We start from the raw sequence: 18,320 nt of genomic DNA on the forward strand, positions 1-18,320 counted from the left end.
CAACGGGCTGCGACATCGCAGGGATGCGATGGCAAAATATCGACGTAAGTCGTTATTTTGCGAGCCGTGCGAAGCTTTGCTTCGCACTTGGCGAGGTTGAAAAAAGCCACGAGGGCTTTTTTCAACAGGCTGCTAGACCGATCGACGTGGCGGTCGGGCCTACCGCGAAGCCGCCGTCTGGGCACGCTCCATCACGGATTGCAGCGTCACGGGTTTGCCTCCCTGGCGCTTGCTTTCGTCGGCCGCTTCCATCATGGCGTAGATCTCCAAAGTCTCGGCGGCACTGACCGGTGGCTGGCCACTTTTGAAGAATTTCGCGATCTCGACGACCAGCGGCTGGTATCCGGCGTACGAACCGCTCGGCACGATCGCCTTGCTGCCGAACACGAGCGCGCCGTAATCGGTCTTGCCCGCCCGAATCCCGCGGAACGTGCCGATGCGACCTCCCTTCCACACACCCACGACAAGCTCACCGTCGGGCGTCTGGGTGCGCGACACCGATTCGCAGCCCGTCCCCATGATGGTGCAGAGGATTTCCATGCCGTGGATGCCGTACCAGAAGAGGTCGGGGTGATGCTCTTCGAGGGCGCACGGTCCGAAGGCATCGCAGCCCAAGACGTCTCCCACGCGGTCGTCGTGGCGCATGCCCAGGATGCCAGGGCTGAAGCGCAGCGAGGAGCTGGAAAAGCAAGGCACCTTGTGCTCTTCAGCCAGCTTGTAAATTGCGACGGCGTCGGCCAGGGAGCCGGCCACGGGCTTGTCGATGAACAGCGGCTTACCGGCCTTGATCACGGGAATCGCCTGTTGCAGATGCGGCCGGCCGTCGACGCTTTCCAGCATCACGGCATCCACTTTCGGCAGTAGCTCGTCGATCGAACCGACGATCTCGACCCCTGCGTCGCGCAGCTCCTTGGTATAGCCCTCGACACGATCGTGACTGGCGGGAATGTCGGGGCTGCCACCGGGATAGGCGGCAACGACCTCGACCGCGGCCAGATCGCCCGTTGCGTTTTTGTCGTTCATGGCCTTGGTGAAGGCGCTAACGTGCGACGTATCGAGCCCGATGATTCCGACCTTGATCGGTTTGGCGTCCTGGGCGTGCGCAGCGGAGGCAAGCGACATGAAAATCGTGGCTCCTAAAAGGATCGGGCGTATTGCGTGTGCGATATTCACGGAGTTTCTCCAGCGGTCGCTTTGAGAGTCGGCCTGCTCGCGGCAAACCCAAACTGAGGGGCATTATAGTCACCGGTTTCGTGACGTGCCGCGCAAACCCGAGTCGTGGAAATCGCCGGGGCTGCGGCGATCACCTGTGCCGGCGGTCCGCGGGTCGCGCTAGCGGGACAGCGGACTAAGAGACTCCGCGCCGCGACAGGCCGCGGCAGAATCGCTACGAACGAGCCAATCGTTCAATTGCCGGCGTTTCTCCTGCGGCCACGGCACGAAGCTCGTTTTCGCTGCGGCCTAATCTTTGACAGGGCCACGACAGCCTTTCTCGGTGTAGGCAGCCGCGGCCGAAGGTTTATATCATCAACGAGACTCGTGTGGGTGTGCGCTCATGCTGAAAGCTGTTGCTATGTCGGAAATGGCAAGCGATCCGCTGCACAATCATCTGGTCTATCCAGCCGATCGTCGCCCCTGGTTTTCTGTCCGCTGGCCGTACCTGGTCGCTGGCGTAGTACTCGCGCTGGGGCCGGTGATCGCCGCGTGGATCTACTATTTCGCATTCGGGTTGCCCGAGCTGCCGGCGAGCCCGCGTGTGGTCGAGCCGTACGCGAGCAATCCGCACGGGTTTCCGTTGTGGCTGCGCGCGTCGCATTTCATCAATCTGTTTTTGATGGTGCTGCTGGTACGCAGCGGCCTGCAGATTTTGCACGACCATCCGCGGCTGTATTGGAATGATCACAGCACCCCGGGCTCGGATTGGTTGCGCGTCACGCCGCTTGACGTGCCGCGCGACCGCGTCTGGACCGCCAAGGATGACAGCCGGTACTTGAGCCCCTGGATTGGACTGCCCGGTTTTCGCCACACGATCGGGCTGGCGCGGCATTGGCATTTCCTCTGCGCGGCCTTCTGGCTCGCCAATGGCCTGATCTTCGTGGGACTGCTTTTTGGCACTGGCCAATGGCGCCGCCTGATTCCCACGGACCTGATCATCTTCCGCCATGCCTGGGCCGTGATGGTGCATTACGCGACGTTTCACCTGCCGCTGGAGCCCGATGGCTTTTACCATTACAACCCGCTCCAGCAATTGGCCTATGCGGGCGTTGTTTTATTGATCGCGCCCGTGACGTTGCTGACGGGTCTGGCGATGTCGCCGGCGATCGATAGCCGGTTCCTGTGGTATCCGCGGCTGTTCGGCGGGCGGCAGAAGGCCCGGTCGCTTCATTTTCTTGCGTTGTGCGGCTATGCCGCGTTCCTGGTGCCGCACGTCACGATGGTCGTAATCACGGGCTTGCGACAGAACATGAACCATATCGTTGTCGGCACGGATGACCGGCAATCGACAGGACTGATTTGGGGGCTGGTCGGATTGTCCGGCGTTGCCGTCGCGTGCTATGCGGCGCATTGGATTTCGTGGCATCGACCGCGGTGGCTGCAAATGACCTTCCGCCGCGTGCTCGGGCCGTTCCAGAAGAACGTGGTCAACCGCCTGCGCAGCCGCTATCGGTTTACGAAGGATGACATTTCGCCTTACTTCTGGCCAAACGGCAAGATGCCGACCTCCTCCGAATGGTCTGCGCTGGGCAACGGCCGCCGCGAGAGCTTTTCACTGCCGGTTACCGGCCTGGTGCAAAATCCGGTCACGCTTTCGATCGACGATATGCACGCTCTCGGTCGCCAAGAGCAGATCACGATGCACCATTGCATCCAGGGATGGTCCGGCATCGCGCAATGGGCCGGATTGCCGATGGCTCGCCTGATCGAACTGGTGCAGCCGCTGCCCGAGGCGGGGGCGGTCGTCTTTCATTCGTTCGGCGAAGGGCACTACGGCGGCCCGTACTACGACACGCTTACCATGCAGAATGCACTGCATCCCGAGACGCTCTTGGCCTACGAGATGAACTACGAGCCGCTGCCGGACTTGCACGGAGCGCCGTTGCGTCTGCGCGTGGAAAACCAGCTCGGCTACAAAATGGTGAAGTGGATCCGCGCCATCGAGTTCGTCGCCTCGGAAAAAGATGTAGGGCGCGGCTACGGCGGCAAGAACGAGGATGACGAGTATTATCCCGTCGTCGCCAACATCTGAACGCGGCTCAGCCCAAGATGCACGGCAGCTTTCGGCCGGTGAGCCAGAATCCCGATCGCGCGAAGGTCGAACGTAGCGGCTCGCATCTTGTCCGGTAGGCGGTCACTCGGCGATACTACAAGCGGCCGTTGGCGGGAACAACCGTCGCACGTCGATCGGACGGGCCGAAGGCCGCACGTGCGGAATGGGTACTGCCGACGACTGTGCCGCGCGCAAGTCCGCGGCGTACATTTCCATGATGGTCCAAGTCAGCCGGGCGACAGCTTCCGACGCAGCTCCTTCGCGGATCACACTGCGCGAGCTGGAGCGTGCCGTGCGCGCGGCGGATCCGGCGGCCGTTCTGGTCGCAGCGCGAATCCTGCGGCGCGTGATCAAGCAGCATGCCCGGCTCCCCGGCTTCGGCCTGCGCGTGCCGCACCGCAAAAGCTACATCATTTCGCGCGCCGATTTGCTCACGATCGTCGACCCGGACGAGCTCGATCTTAGTTCCCGCGACGAACTGCCCGAGACCGTGATATTGCTCGCGCGCCCGGCAGCCGAACGTCTGGTGGTCAACACCGCGGCCGACAACCTGACCATCTGCTGGCGGCTGCTGTTTCACGCCCGGCTCCATCAAGCCTTCGACCGACAGATCACCACGGGGCAACTCGACGCAAGGGCAATTCGCGAGCGGATCGCGCGACTCGGGGCCAGCGAATTCGCTGAAGCTCGCGCGGTGCTCAAACAAGAGAACTTCCTGATCCCGCCGGCCAGCGACGAGTCGATCTACGTCGAGTTCGCGGCGCTTTATCTGGAACTGCGTTATTTCGCCGAGGCGTTTGTCGGATCGTACTTTCCGGGGCTGGAAAACTTCAAGCGCATCGACGACCTGCTGGCCGAGGATGTCGACGCCGCGGCGCTGTTCGAAGCCACGCGCCCCCCTGGCGCCCCCGAGCGCCCTGCCCGGCGTGACACGACGTCGGAAGAAACGGCGGCGCCGCTGGCCGAACCGCTGGCCGCCGCGTACGCGACGCCGTCGATCCGCGCGATGCGCCGGCTGCTCGACCGCGCGGCGCGCGTCAGCGTGCGCGGCAACCTGGTGCGGGCGGCCATCCTGCGCGTCTCGGCCGCCGCGCGCGGCAATGCCGAGCAAAGCCGTCTGGCACGCTCCGAAGCGCGCGCCGATATGGACCGGCTGGCCGAACGCTTACAAGGAGCGCTTGGATTCGATGACGAGGAGCGCGAGGACTGGGCGCGGCTCCTGGCCTCGCTGACGACGCCCGCGGCGCGCGGCTTTTGGACCGCCGAGGCGCGGCTCCTGTACGATCTGCAAAAGGTGTGCGTCGACCATGAACGCGGCGTCTTCACGTTCGACGTCCGCCGCTGGATCGGCTCTGGCTTTCGCGCACCCTTGAAGCGCGTCCTTCCCGGCCAGAGAAACGTCCTCTTTTCGAAACATTTGCGCAGCGCCGCTGGCCGACTGGCGGCGATCCGCGTTTCGGAGCGTGTGCGCGCCCGCATGGCCGCGTTACTGCAAACGGCGGTGCTGCGCGCCGAAGAGAATCTGCGCAGCCGCTTTCGCCCGACGATCGCCTCGGCGCTCGATCGCGTGCAGCTACGCCCGCAGAACTTGCCGGAGCGCGTGGCCCGCGAGAAGTTGATCGACGAGCTATTGGACCGGGTCGTGGAGCGTGGGTTTCTCACGATGGGCGATTTGCGCGACGCGCTCTCGCGCAACAACCTGAAGATGCCCGACGTCGCCAGCATCAAGCAGCTCGTGCTGGGCGACCAGTTGCTGCAAACGAATCGGCAATTGGCCGAGCGCATGGACGGCGTCTACCATCGCGGAGAAATTTATCTGACCCTGCCCCAGCGACTCAGCTCGCTGGCCTTTGGCACGCCGCTGGGACGGTTTCTGACGCAGTACGTGGTGCTGCCGTTTGGCGGCGCGTTTTTGATTCAGAAGGGGGTGCAGCACATCATCGCGCCGCACTCCGAGCAATCGGCGTTCGATCCCTGGAACCTGTCGGCGCTTGTATACATGGGCTTGTTCCTGCTCGGACTGTTGCACATTCATCGCTTTCGCATGATCTGCCTCGACGTCGTCTGGCTGGCGGGCCGCACGGCGCGCACGATCTTTATCGACTTGCCGACCCGACTCGTGCAGCTGCCCGTGGTACAGGCGATCGTACACAGCGTTTATTTCCGCTTGCTGCAACAAGGCTTGTTCAAGCCGCTGCTGGTGACGGCCCTGATCGCGCCGGTGGCTTCGTACCTTTTCCGATTCTCGATCACGACCTGGCGTGGCGTGTTGCTGTTCCTGGCCGTGAACCTGGTTCTCAATACGCGCATCGGCCGCGATGTCGATGAGCTGGTAACCGACTGGCTGACGCAGACGTGGCATCGCTTTCGCATCCACGTGCTGGCCACGTTCTTGCGCTTCATCATGGACGTCTTCAGCCGGTTGCTGCAGAACATCGAGCGCATGCTGTACACCGTCGATGAATGGCTGCGGTTTCGCACGGGCGAAAGACCCTTGTCCGTGGCGGCAAAGGCCGTGCTGGGTGGCCTGTGGTTCTTTGTCAATTACTTCATTCGCTTTTGCGTAACGCTGCTGATCGAGCCGCAAATCAATCCGATCAAGCACTTCCCCGTCGTTACGGTTTCTCACAAGATCCTGCTGCCGCTGACGGTGCCGTTCATTCACTTTCTGCGCGGCCCCCTGGGCAATGTATGGGCCGACACGATTGCGCCGACCGTGGTGCTGTTGCTGCCGGGCGTGTTCGGCTTTTTGGTGTGGGAATTGAAAGAGAACTGGCGGCTGTACGCGGACAACCGTCCGAAGCTGGTGAGTCCGGTCACGATCGGCCATCATGGCGAGGCGATGTTGCAGTTCATGCGCGTCGGCTTCCGTTCCGGCACGCTGCCCAAGCTGTTCGCCAAGCTGCGCCGCGCGAATCGCAAGGCGTATTGGACCGGCAAGTGGAAGACCGTAAGCAAGCACCTGGCCGGTTTGCGCCACGCCGAAGAGGAGCTGCGGCGGTTCGTCGATCGCGACCTTCTCCTGCTCTTGGCGCATAGCCGTGGCTGGAAGGATCGGCCGATCGAAAGTGGCCATGTGGTGCTTGCCACCAACCGCGTGCTGTTCGAGCTGCGTTCGCCCGAAGCGCCGGGCGGCAGCCTGTGGCTCGCCTTCACCGAGCGCTCGGGATGGCTCATTGCCCAGGTCCATCGCCGCGGCTGGCTCGACACGTTGCAAGCGACTCAACGCACGACACTCGATAATGCCCTGGCCGGCTTTTACAAAATGGCGGGCGTGGACCTGGTGCGCGAGCAAGTCGACCGTGAGCTCGATCCTCGCGAGGTGGATTACGCTGTTGATGAGAACGGCTTGCAGGTCTGGCCCGTACGATTGCCTGAGGATCTGACGCGTGTGTCGTTGCGCGATTGGCCGCCGCAGCAAGAGCAACGATTGCCGGCCATGCTGCCGGCCGTGCCTCTCTCGCGACCCGAGCGGTTGGTCTTTGCACGTGCCCCGATCTCGTGGCAGCGCTGGGTCACGATCTGGGATCATGATCAATCACACGTCGGCACGAGCGAACATGCCCTTCATGGCGTGTCGCAGTTACCGCCACGCGAGGCTACGTAGCCGGCCGCGCAGCGAGGAGAGGAGCCCCAGCGCGGGGCTGGCGGTCGCCCGCCGGCCTGCTTATTCTGGTCTTCTGCCCGCGCATCTTTCCTCGCCCTGACGGACATTCCTGCCATGCACTCTTCAAGGCCTGCGTTGTGTAGTTCACTTCTGGTAACCGCTTTCACATTCGCATGCGCGACTGCGGCGAAAGCCGACGAGGCCGTCGATCTGTCGCGAGCCGTGATCGTCGTCGCGAGCGACGCCACGCCGCGCGAGCGCAAGGCGGTACAGATGTTCGTCGAGGAGGTCGGCAAGCGCACGAACCTGCGCCTGCAAGTCGACAAGGCCTGGCCGCAGAAGGGGACGCCGGTGATCGCGGTCGGCCAGGAGACGGCGCTCAAGGGACTGTCCGGACGCTTTGCCGCGACGCTCTCTGACGATCCGGCGGCCGTTGGCGGCAAGGAAGGATATCGCATCCGCGTTCGCCAGGATGCGGGTGGTGACGCCGTCTTCGTTCTCGGCAACGACGAGCGCGGCGTGCTCTTCGGCCTGGGGCGCCTGATGCTCGCCCTGCACATGAACCCGGGCAAGGCCACGCTGGAGCGCGACTTCGACGTGGCCACCGCGCCCGCCTATCCCCTGCGCGGTCATCAGTTGGGATATCGTCCCAAGACCAACAGTTACGACGCCTGGGACCTGAAGCAGTGGGAGCAATACTATCGCGACCTGGCCGTCTTTGGCAGCAATGCCGTCGAGCTGGTGCCGCCGCGCACCGACGACGCGCCCGACAGCCCTCATTTCCCGTTGCCACAATTGGAAATGATGACCGGCATGTCGAAGCTGGCCGACGATTACGGCCTGGACGTGTGGATCTGGTATCCGGCCATGGATCGCAACTACGCCGACGAAAACACGGTGGAGTATTCGCTGCAAAAATGGGCTTACGTATTTCAACACTTGCCACGCATCGATGCCGTGTTCGTGCCGGGCGGTGACCCAGGGCACACGCAGCCGAAATACTTGATGGCGTTGCTCGAGAAACAGGCCGACATCCTGCACCGTACACATCCGCAGGCGCAGATGTGGGTTTCGCCGCAGAGCTTCAACGACGTGTGGTTCGCCGAGTTCATCGAGATTTTGCGCCGCGATCAGCCGAGCTGGCTATCGGGCGTCGTGTTTGGCCCGCAGGTGCGCGTCAGTCTGCCCGCCTTGCGCGAGGCAGTGCCCGAGCGTTACCCGATCCGCCATTACCCGGACATTACCCACAGCCGGCAGTGCCAATACCCGGTGCCGAACTGGGATGCCTCTTACGCGGTGAGCGAAGCGCGCGAGTGCATCAATCCGCGTCCGCTTGACGAGGCGGCGATCTTCCGCCTTTTGCAGCCGTACACGATCGGCTTCCTTACGTACTCCGAAGGCTGCAACGATGACGTCAATAAGTTCATCTGGAGCGGGCTGGGATGGGATCCGCAAGCGCCGGTGATCGATATTCTGCGTGACTATGCCGGCTACTTCATCGGCGACGAGTATCGCGACAGCTTTGCCCAGGCGCTTATGGCCTTGGAGCGCAATTGGCGCGGACCGCTCGTCGCGAACGAAGGCGTCGACACGACGCTCGCACAGTTTCGCACGATGGAACGGGACGCCACGCCGAGCGTGCTCGGCAACTGGCGTTTTCAACAGGCGCTCTATCGGGCGTACTACGACGCCTACATCCGCGAGCGACTGATCGCCGAAAACACGGCCGAGGATCGGGCGCTCGATCGCTTGCGCGCGGCAAAATCGGGCGAGACCGAGCAGGCCATGAAGGAAGCCGAGGCCATTCTCGATGCCGCCGAGGCCCCTAAGTTCGCCCTCGACTTGCGGAAGCGCGTGTTCGAGCTCGGCGAGGACTTGTACAAGAGCATTCGCATGCAACAGAGCGTGCCGCTTTATAAAGCGATCGCCGTCGACCGCGGGGCATCGCTCGATACGATCGATTACCCGCTGAACAATCGGGCCTGGTTGAAAAATCGCTTCGCCACGATTCGCAAGAAAGCGGACGAAGCAGCCCGGCTGGCCGACTTGCGCGAAATCGTCGAATGGACCAATCCCGGGCCCGGCGGTTTTTACGACGACCTGGGCAACACGGCGCGGCAACCGCACCTCGTCCTGGGCGAGCCGTTCGACCGCGATCCGGCATCGCTCGCGTCGGCGCGGTGCGGCTTCGCGGGGCCGGAAACGCGCCAAGGCGCGAATGCCAATATCACCGGCCCATGGCGCACCAGTTGGCTCGACCATGCCGAGTCGCTTTTGGATGCGCCGCTGACGATGCGTTACACGGATCTCGATCCGGCGGCCCAGTACAAGCTGCGCGTGGTGTACGCCGGTGATGGGCTGGAAAAGAAGATTCGCCTGCAGGCCAACGACGGCATCGAGATTCATCCCTACATCGCCAAACCGCGACCGATCGCGCCGGTGGAATTCGACATTCCGCCCGAGGCGACCCGCTCGGGCCAGTTGACGCTGCGTTGGAATCGCGAGCCGGGACGCGGCGATAATGGCCGCGGCTGCCAGGTCTCGGAAGCGTGGCTGATGAAGAAGTAGGCAGAGGGCAGAGGGCAGAGGGCAGAGGGCAGAGGGCGGCCGGCAGTGAGCAGTAATCGGTGGTCAGTAAGAACGCGACGCCACTCTGATATTTAGCCGCCGGGCTCGCCCGGCGGTTTACCCGGTTCGAACGCGTAATGGAGTGCTTCTGCGATGCTGCTTTCATCGCGGTTTGATCAGGCTTTGCTGTACGCCGTCGCGATCCATGCCGGGCAGACGCGCAAGGCGTCCGAAGTCCCTTTTATCGCGCATCTGCTGGGCGTGACTTCGCTGGCCTTGGAATACGGCGCGAACGAAGATCAAGCGATCGCGGCCCTGTTGCACGACGCGGCCGAGGACGCCGGCGGCGAGGGGCGCCTGGCCGACATTCGCGTGCGCTTTGGCGAAGCCGTGGCCGGCATGGTGCGCGACTGCACCGACACCTGCGAATCGCCCAAGCCCGCCTGGCAGGCGCGCAAAGAGGCCTATATCGCACACCTGCCCCACTCCTCGGCCGGGGCGCTCCTGGTTTCCTGTTGCGATAAGCTCTACAACACCCGGACGATCGTCGCCGAGTTGCGCGAGCGCGGCGCCGCGACCTGGGAGAAGTTCCGCGGCGGACGCGATGGCTCGCTGTGGTATTACCGCACGCTCGTGAATTTCTTCATGACCACGGACTTACCGCGCGGGCTGGTCGACGAGTTGAGCCGCACGGTCGAAACGATGGAGGCGCTCACAGGCGTTTCTTCGTAAAGCTTCTGGTTGCCGTGGCGGTCCGCTCGCAAACGTCGGCCACGTGCATCGTCCCTTTTGGCTGGCGCGGTCTTCATGAATACCAGGCCCGAATTGATTGCATTCATCGCGCCGGCGTTCTAGAACGTGGGGCACCGGGGCGCGACGGGGACGATCGACCAAGACGCCGTCGATTCGCGACGCCGCTTTCTTTCGACAATTCTCGTAGTCTTCCAAAGACCATGACGCACACCCCAATCAGCTCCGACCGCGCGACGCAGGATGATAAATACGAGCGCGACCTGGCGCGCGTACCGGCCAACTACATGGCCCTGTCGCCGCTGACGTTTTTGGCGCGCTCGGCCCTGGTTTACCCGGATCACGCCGCCTGGATTCACGGCGAGCGTCGCGCGACGTATGCCGAGTTCTTCGCCCGCTGCCGCCGCCTGGCCTCGGCGCTTGCGGCGCGCGGGATGGGCCTGGGCGATACGGTGGCGGTCATGGCTCCCAACGTGCCGGCCATGCTCGAAGCACATTACGGCGTGCCGTTGGCCGGCGGCGTGATCAATGCCTTGAATTACCGTCTCGATCCGCCGGCGATCGCCTTCATTTTCGACCACGGCGAGGCCAAGGTCCTGATCACGGATCGCGAATTCTCGCCGATCATCCGCCAGGCCTTGAAGCTGTGCCGGGCCCGACCGCTGGTGATCGATATCGACGATCCCCTCGACGAGGGCGCCGGCGAGCGGTTGGGAGAAATCGAGTACGAGGATTTCATCGCCGCGGGCGACCCCGACCATCCGTGGGAGCTACCGGCCGACGAATGGCAGGCGATCGCCTTGAACTACACCTCCGGTACCACCGGCGATCCCAAGGGTGTGGTGTTTCATCATCGCGGTGCGTATCTCAACTCGGTCGGCAATGTGATCGTGTGGAACATGCCGCCGCACGCGCGTTATCTGTGGACCCTGCCCATGTTCCATTGCAACGGCTGGTGCTTTACCTGGGCCTTGAGCGTGAATGCGAGCACGCACGTCTGCCTGCGCAAGACGACCGCCGAGGGGGCCTACGCGGCGATCGCGGCTCACGACGTCACGCATTTCTGCGGAGCGCCGATCGTGCTGAACATGCTGGCCAATGCCCCGGCCGGAATCCGCCGGCAAGGTGGCCGTACGATCGAAGTGATGACCGCCGGCAGCGCTCCGCCCGCGGCCGTGATCGCGTCGATGGAATCGCAAAGCTTTCACGTCACGCACTCCTACGGTCTGACCGAGACCTACGGGCCGGCCGTGACGTGTGCCTGGCACGAGCAGTGGAACGAGTTGCCGCCAACCGAGCGGGCGACGCTCAAAGCCCGGCAGGGCGTGCCTTACCCGGTGCTCGAGGGATTGATGGTCGCCGATCCGGAGACGCTCGCTCCCTGCCCCGCCGACGGCCAGACGCTGGGCGAGGTCTTCATGCGCGGCAATATCACGATGAAGGGTTACCTGAAGAATCCGCGCTCGACGCAGGCCGCGTTCGCCGGCGGCTGGTTCCATTCAGGCGATCTGGCCGTCATGCACCCGAACGGCTACATCGAGCTCAAGGACCGCTCGAAGGACATCATCATCTCGGGTGGAGAGAACATCTCGACGATCGAAGTCGAGGGCGTGCTGTATCAGCACCCGGCCGTGCTCGAAGCGGCCGTCGTCGCGCGCCCCGACGAGACCTGGGGCGAAACGCCCTGCGCGTTCGTGACGCTGAAAGAGAATTGCCAGGCGTCGGACCGTGAGATCATCGAATTCTGCCGGCAGAACCTGGCGCACTTCAAAGCGCCGCGGACCGTCGTGTTCGGCCCGCTGCCGAAAACGTCGACCGGCAAGATTCTGAAGTATGCGCTCCGCGAGCAAGCCGCGGCATTGAAATAGTGCGCGCCGCACGCGGAGGGATTCTCACCTCCCTCCCTGTCAGGGATGAGAATGCACGGTGCTCGCCGAGCAGCGTGTGTTTGGAACCTGGCACCCTGCGCGTCACGCGGCGAAGAATTCGCTAGCGGCGATATCGTCAGCGTGGCACGAAGAACATGCCGGGATTGACGCCGGGCGGTGTCACGTATTGGCGGACGCGGTCTCCACGCGTGCCTTCTTTGTGCTGTTTTTCGAGCTCTTCGAGATCGATTTCCGTCGTGGTCACTTGCGTCGTGTCGAGCGTGCCATCGGCTTTGTAGGTGCGCACCACGGTCTTCGTCGGCGCGTGCGGTTTGCCGGTGGCCAGGTCGATCACGGTCATCGTAAAGCGGGTCAGCCCATCGAGCCCATCCGGCGTGACCCACACGTACATCGGACCGCAGTGGCCGACGTAGCAAGCGTTCGGCGGCACGTCCTCTTTGCAGCCGGCGCGGAACCAGCCGGTGGGAATGACGCATTCCAGATCGTCCTGCTCGCCCAGGTAGAAGCGCTCGAGCAGGTCGCGACACTCGATGCAATGCGTCGCTTCGCCCTCGCCCATGACGACCATCTGAAACGCGCAGCGGATGCGTCGCAGATTATCGACGTCGGTCACGGGGGCGAGCGACCAGTTCTCGGTGAGGTTGCGCGAGGCGCTAGGATTGAAGAGCATGCTCAAAATCGGCAGGCCCGCGCCGAACTGCATCCCCTGCGTGAGCGTTGGCGAGTACGTGCCGTTGGCGCTCACGCCTTTCTGGTCGGCGACGTTTACGGTGCCGGCATTGACGATGGCCAGCGAGGGCATGACGGCGGGGTTGGCCACGAAGCGGGCCAAATTGTCCATCACCTGCTGATAGTTCAAGTCGGTGAGGGTCTCGGTCGTGGCCACGGTGTTATCGCGCAGGCTGAGATGCGTCCGGCAGCCGCCGGCGAGCATCGAGACCGCGATCAGTAGCCCGGCGGCCCGCATCCGTTCGCCGCTTTCTGGCAGGGTTTCGCGAGCCCGCCGCCCGCGGTACTCGCCACGAAATGTGCCCCTGCGAAGCAAGGTGAAATTGGCAAAGTTTGAGAAATGTATCGGCTTTTCGTGCCGCGGAACTTTGGCGGTTGCCCGGATTCCGTACAATGAAGAGCTTGGCCCGAACGCTAGCAGGGACGCCTGTCACGGCGACTCACGCTGGCATGGCAGAGTTACCGGCCGCACACGGAAGGGAACCCCCAGCGTGGAATTTCGACTTGTCAGCCCGTTTGAGCCCGCCGGCGATCAGCCGCAGGCCATTGCCACGCTCACCGAGGGACTGCACGCCGGACGCAAGCAGCAGGTGCTGATGGGCGTCACCGGGTCGGGCAAGACGTTCACGATGGCCAACGTCATCAAGAACATTCAAAAACCGACGCTCGTGCTGTCGCACAACAAGACCCTGGCGGCCCAGTTGTACAGCGAATTCAAGGATTTCTTTCCCTATAACGCGGTGCACTATTTCGTCAGCTACTACGACTATTACCAGCCCGAGGCGTACATCCCGCAGCGCGATATCTACATCGAGAAAGACGCCTCGATCAATCAAGAGATCGACCGTTTGCGGCTGGCTTCGACCAGCGCGCTGGTCAGCCGGCGCGACGTGGTGATCGTGGCCAGCGTCTCGTGCATTTACGGCTTGGGATCGCCCGAGGACTATCGGGCGATGGTCATCGCCTTGCGCCGGGGCGAGCAGCTCGACCGCGACGAGATGCTGCGCAAGTTGATCGACGTGCAATACGAGCGCAACGACATCGAATTTGCGCGGGCCAAGTTTCGTGTGCGCGGCGACTGCGTCGAGCTGTGGCCCTCCTACGAGGAATACGCCCTGCGGATCGAGTTCTGGGGGGATGAGATCGAAAAGCTGTCGATCATCAACCCCACGAGCGGCGAAGTGATCTCGGTCGAGGACGAGCTGTACGTCTATCCGGCCAAGCACTTCGTCATGCCCGAGGAGCGTATCGAAGCGGCGGTGAAATCGATTCGCGAGGAATTGGATTTCCGCCTGGCCGAATTGAAGGATCAGGGCAAGCTGCTCGAGGCGCAGCGGCTGAACGCCCGCACGCGGTTCGATATCGAAATGCTGATGGAAGTCGGCTATTGCCCGGGAATCGAAAACTACAGCCGGCCGTTGTCGGGCCGCGCGCCGGGCTCGACGCCCGATACGCTGTTCGATTATTTCCCGGACGATTTCCTGCTGTTTGTCGACGAGTCGCACGCCACGGTGCCGCAAGTGCGCGGCATGTTCGCCGGCGACTACAGCCGCAAATCGACGCTCGTCGAGCACGGCTTTCGCCTGCCCAGCGCGCTGGATAACCGCCCGCTGCGGTTCGACGAGTTCGAGCGGCGAATTCGCGACGTGGTGTATGTTTCGGCCACGCCCGGCCCTTACGAGTTGCAGCAGACCGGCGGCGAAGTGGTCGAGCAGGTGATTCGCCCGACGGGGCTGTTGGATCCGGTGATCGAAATCAGCCCGGCCCGCGGGCAGGTGCCGCACTTGCTCGGGCAGATTCGCGAGCGCGCCGCGGTCGGCGAACGTGTATTGGTGACAACGCTGACCAAGCGCCTGGCCGAAGACTTGTCGTATTACCTGACCGAACAGGGGGTGAAGTGCAAGTGGCTGCACAGCGAGCTCGACGCGTTCGAGCGCGTGGAGCTGCTGCGCGAGCTGCGCGAAGGGCGATTCGAAGCCCTGGTCGGCGTGAACCTGCTGCGCGAAGGGTTGGACCTGCCCGAGGTCTCGATGGTGGCCATTCTCGATGCCGACAAGGAAGGCTTCTTACGCAGCGAGACCTCGCTGATGCAAACCATCGGCCGCGCCGCGCGCAACGTGAATGCGAAAGTCGTGCTGTATGCGGACTCGGTGACCGAATCGATGCAAAATGCCATCGACGAGACGTTGCGACGCCGGGCTTTGCAGGAAGCGTACAACCGCGAGCACGGCATTACCCCCGAGACGGTGCGCAAGAGCATCAAGTCGGGCATTGAGTCCGAAGCGGCCGCGCATGCCGAGGCCAACCGCGCCGTGGGGCGCACGACCGAGGCGGAGTACATCACCGAGGAATACATTCAGGAACTCGAAGGCGAAATGCTGGCCGCGGCCGAATCGTTGGAATTCGAGCGCGCTGCGGCGCTGCGCGATCGCATCTCGCAACTGCGCGACTCGATCGGCAAGAAGCGCGACGAAGTCGAGATTCATGCCACCCGCGCCAATCGCGGCCGCAGCCGTGGCCGCCGGAGCAAAGGGGCGGGAGGCCGCGTGCCGCGCCCCAAGCGCTCGTGATGTAATCTTGGCAACGCGGACCGACGCCGGGGACGCGATCGCACCATTGACCATGGCAGGGGGGGCGGAAGCCGTCCCCCCCCCCGCCCTCTGATCCCGGTCGAGAAATAGCGGCATTTCCGGCTGCATGACACTTTCCTTTGACAGCGGGAAATCTTGACCTAGTGTTTTCACTAGAGGCGAGAAAACGCCTCCCTTTTCGCAACTGACTTGTCTTGGCGACCGCTGCTGCATTCCAATCGCGTCGGATGTTCTTCCGACCAGGCCGCGGCCCCACAGCTCGTGGAGATGACAACCATGAAGCCCTTCGCAACCAAGTGCTGGAAGTTCATCAAGTCCGAGGATGGCCCGACCGCTGTCGAATACGCGGTAATGCTGGCTTTGATCGTGATCGTCTGCTTGACGGCGATTCAATCGATTGGCACGAATGCCAACGCCACGTTCAATAGCGTCGCCGGCCAACTGGGCGGTGGCGGCTCGTAATTTGCCGCATATGCGTGCCGGCGAGGGTGTCGGCTAGCGGTCGATGCGTGCATCCGACGGCCAGTTTAGCGCGGTCGGATGTACGCCCTCGACCGCCTTTTTTTTGCGTCCGTGCGCCGGCTCTCCGTCGCTCACCGCGGCGGCAGCTTTCTGACCTCGGCCTGCATCGTGAACGTCAGCTCTTTGTCGGGCCCGGCGCCTTCGCTACCCACCTGCGGATAGAGGAACAGCCGGAAGCCGGAGCCGGCTTTCGTACACGGTCCGAACATGACCAGATCATGGTCCGAGCCTTCGGGACTCCAGCGCTGCGACAAATAGGGGGCTGTTCCCGCGTTGCTCCCGGCGCCGAACAAGAATTGCACCTTCTCGTTCTTGAGGAACCAGGCCCGGGCCGCGGCATCCGGCACGATCTTGATCGACACGACAAAAACGTCGCCTGGTTGCCAGGTGCCTCCACAGTCGTCGCGATCGGCCGGCTTGAGCTCGATCCAGTTCGGTTGGCCGCTGGGGGCGCTATAAGCCTGGAAAGTATCGGGGCGAATGGTCAGCGTTTCGCCAGCCATCTCGACGCCTTTGGGAAATTGCGTGCGGCCGGGAACGGCCTTGGCCACTAACTCGCCAAGGCCCGTAAGAACAGTGGGAGAGGACGTCACCTGGTTGCCGAGTCGGGACAAGGAGTCGTCGTCCCAGGCTTCATTGGAATCGGTTTGCATCATGCCGTAGAAGACGTTTCCCCAACACAGGCGGCGGCGGCCTTGCATGCGATCTTTGTTGTTCGCTTCGAGCCACCAGCAGAGGTTCGAGCGGCAGAGGCCGTTCAGCACGATGCCCAGCCCGGAATTAGCCTCGCAGTACACGCGCCCGGACAGCGCGCCGCAGTCGTCCATGATGCCGCCCACCGTGTTGATGCGACTGGTGATGTCGAGCTGCACCTGGTGACAGCCAATGAAGTGAAAGCCTGTCGCACCGGGGTTGTTGTGAATGTTCGCCTCGAGCAGCCCGCCGTCGTAATTGGTGACCGTCAGAGCGGTGCCGCGTTCGAGGCCGTAGATGCGCACGCCGCGCAAAGAGAGGTATTTGCCCCCCCCGTCGAGTTTCACGGCGCCGCCGCGAATGCCGATATTCTCGATGCGCTGACGGACGTCCAGTCCCGGCAGATTGGCCGGAGCCTTGGGCTGCGGTACGTCGATCAAAACGCCGCCGTTAATGGCGTACAGCTCGGCATCGGCCGTGCCGCGAATCGCGAAGTGCATGGGGAAGCCGGGCGTCTTGGCATAAACCGCCGTGGGCCAGGGAATTGTCTTCGAGAGCGCCAGCGACCCGGTAATCACTAGCTCGCCGCCGCCTTGACTGATCAGGCGGCGCATGGCTTTGACGACCGCGGCGTCATTGACCGCGGCGGACGCCGCGTCGGCGGTACCGTACTTCGCGCCGAAGGAGGCCGGATTGTAAGAATCGGCGCGGGCCGCCGCGGCAATCGACCCCAGCCAAGTCACGACCACCACAACCCTCGAAAAACGCGAGCGCAACTTCTTCGACAGAAAACCGTGCTGGCTCATAGTCATACCTAGGCAGCCCTGTGGAGCATGGGTGATTCGTTTGTAAGGGGCCATCAAGCCATTCATGAGCGATGGGCCAAGCCGTCGGACTCTGGCACAGGGGCGTCGTGCTGCGGCCGTCTCCCGCGATTGCTGCCCACGCGGGGCGCCGCAGAGATCGACGCAGCCGAATCAGGGGCGTGCTGGCAGGGCCTCAATCCCTCAAGCTCCTGTTACCGCTACCCCGCGTACGAAGACGGGTAATGGCCCGAGAAAACCACGGATGCTCGAAGAGAGCACCGACCGACTAGATATTGTCCCTGAAAGGAATGCCGAAGAGAGGACTCGAACCTCCACGACCTTACGGTCACAACGTCCTGAGCGTTGCGCGTCTGCCAATTCCGCCACTTCGGCTGAAGCTTCCTTTATAGGTCAAGATAGGGCGGGGTTCAAGCCGCGCGAGGCCGTTCGGCGAACGCCGAACCGATCTTTTTCGCACGGCACTCCATAGCGCGGCGCTTAATCTTAATAACGGGGCGCTCAATAGCGAGGTACGGTGCGATCGATCTCTTCGGCCCAGCGGTCGATGCCGCCCACCATCGTGCGCGCTTGGGCGAATCCTTGTCCGCGCAGCCAATTGGCAACCCGTTCGCTGCGGCCGCCATGATGGCAATGGACGACGATCTGCTTGTCGCGATATGCTTCCAGCTCGGCGAGACGCGAGGAGAGCTCGCTCATCGGCAACAGCCGCGCGCCCTCGATACGCGCCACGGCATACTCGTCGGCCTCCCGGCAATCGAGCAGCAAAAACACCTCGCCCGTGTCCAGCTTTTCCTTGACGCTGCGACAGGTCACTTCCAGAGGGAGATCATTGGCCGCTGTCATAAGGCACCGATTCCACGCCCGTCGAAAAAGCCC

At 63.1% G+C, this 18,320-nt stretch carries 11 protein-coding genes and 1 tRNA gene; 7 read left to right on the forward strand and 5 right to left on the reverse strand.

The window, feature by feature from the left end:
- Window positions 1-159 precede the first annotated feature (159 nt).
- Window positions 160-1,122, reverse strand: a complete 963-nt coding sequence (locus VHD36_11495; protein ID HVU87937.1) for a Gfo/Idh/MocA family oxidoreductase — start codon at window positions 1,120-1,122, stop codon at window positions 160-162.
- A gap of 433 nt (window positions 1,123-1,555) precedes the next feature.
- Between VHD36_11495 and VHD36_11500 the strand changes: the two genes are divergently transcribed.
- The 5 genes from VHD36_11500 (at window position 1,556) to VHD36_11520 (ending at window position 12,061) form a co-directional block, all read left to right on the forward strand.
- The gene (locus VHD36_11500; GenBank protein ID HVU87938.1) at window positions 1,556-3,247 is read left to right on the forward strand and encodes a molybdopterin-dependent oxidoreductase; all 1,692 of its coding nucleotides are present in this window, start codon (window positions 1,556-1,558) and stop codon (window positions 3,245-3,247) included.
- A gap of 235 nt (window positions 3,248-3,482) precedes the next feature.
- Window positions 3,483-6,875, forward strand: a complete 3,393-nt coding sequence (locus tag VHD36_11505) for a hypothetical protein (GenBank protein ID HVU87939.1) — start codon at window positions 3,483-3,485, stop codon at window positions 6,873-6,875.
- 135 nt (window positions 6,876-7,010) lie between these two features.
- Entirely contained in the window at window positions 7,011-9,443 is a 2,433-nt protein-coding gene (locus VHD36_11510; GenBank protein HVU87940.1) for a hypothetical protein, read from the forward strand.
- A gap of 153 nt (window positions 9,444-9,596) precedes the next feature.
- Complete coding sequence (locus VHD36_11515; protein ID HVU87941.1) at window positions 9,597-10,175, forward strand: HD domain-containing protein; 579 nt, start codon at window positions 9,597-9,599, stop codon at window positions 10,173-10,175.
- Window positions 10,176-10,396: 221 nt separating this feature from the next.
- Complete coding sequence (locus tag VHD36_11520; protein HVU87942.1) at window positions 10,397-12,061, forward strand: acyl-CoA synthetase; 1,665 nt, start codon at window positions 10,397-10,399, stop codon at window positions 12,059-12,061.
- Between the two features lie 136 nt (window positions 12,062-12,197).
- Here the strand turns inward: VHD36_11520 and VHD36_11525 are convergent, their stop codons facing one another.
- Complete coding sequence (locus tag VHD36_11525; protein HVU87943.1) at window positions 12,198-13,049, reverse strand: hypothetical protein; 852 nt, start codon at window positions 13,047-13,049, stop codon at window positions 12,198-12,200.
- Window positions 13,050-13,302: 253 nt separating this feature from the next.
- Here VHD36_11525 and uvrB point away from each other — a divergent pair, with 253 nt between their 5' ends.
- Together uvrB and VHD36_11535 are read left to right on the forward strand one after the other, a co-directional pair.
- The gene (gene uvrB, locus VHD36_11530) at window positions 13,303-15,381 is read left to right on the forward strand and encodes an excinuclease ABC subunit UvrB (protein ID HVU87944.1); all 2,079 of its coding nucleotides are present in this window, start codon (window positions 13,303-13,305) and stop codon (window positions 15,379-15,381) included.
- Window positions 15,382-15,678: 297 nt separating this feature from the next.
- Window positions 15,679-15,864 (forward strand): Flp family type IVb pilin, encoded by a 186-nt coding sequence (locus tag VHD36_11535; GenBank protein ID HVU87945.1) that lies wholly within the window; start codon window positions 15,679-15,681, stop codon window positions 15,862-15,864.
- 131 nt (window positions 15,865-15,995) lie between these two features.
- Here VHD36_11535 and VHD36_11540 read toward each other — a convergent pair whose 3' ends face one another.
- The 3 genes from VHD36_11540 to VHD36_11550 all read right to left on the reverse strand — a co-directional run bounded on the left by VHD36_11540 (window position 15,996) and on the right by VHD36_11550 (window position 18,287).
- The gene (locus VHD36_11540) at window positions 15,996-17,423 is read right to left on the reverse strand and encodes a hypothetical protein (GenBank protein ID HVU87946.1); all 1,428 of its coding nucleotides are present in this window, start codon (window positions 17,421-17,423) and stop codon (window positions 15,996-15,998) included.
- 309 nt (window positions 17,424-17,732) lie between these two features.
- A tRNA-Leu gene (locus VHD36_11545) sits at window positions 17,733-17,816 on the reverse strand.
- A 126-nt stretch (window positions 17,817-17,942) separates the two neighbouring features.
- Window positions 17,943-18,287: a rhodanese-like domain-containing protein gene (locus VHD36_11550; protein ID HVU87947.1), complete on the reverse strand. Its 345-nt coding sequence runs from the start codon at window positions 18,285-18,287 to the stop codon at window positions 17,943-17,945.
- Window positions 18,288-18,320 lie beyond the last annotated feature (33 nt).

Source organism: Pirellulales bacterium (assembly GCA_035546535.1).
Classification (GTDB): Bacteria; Planctomycetota; Planctomycetia; order Pirellulales; family JACPPG01; genus JACPPG01.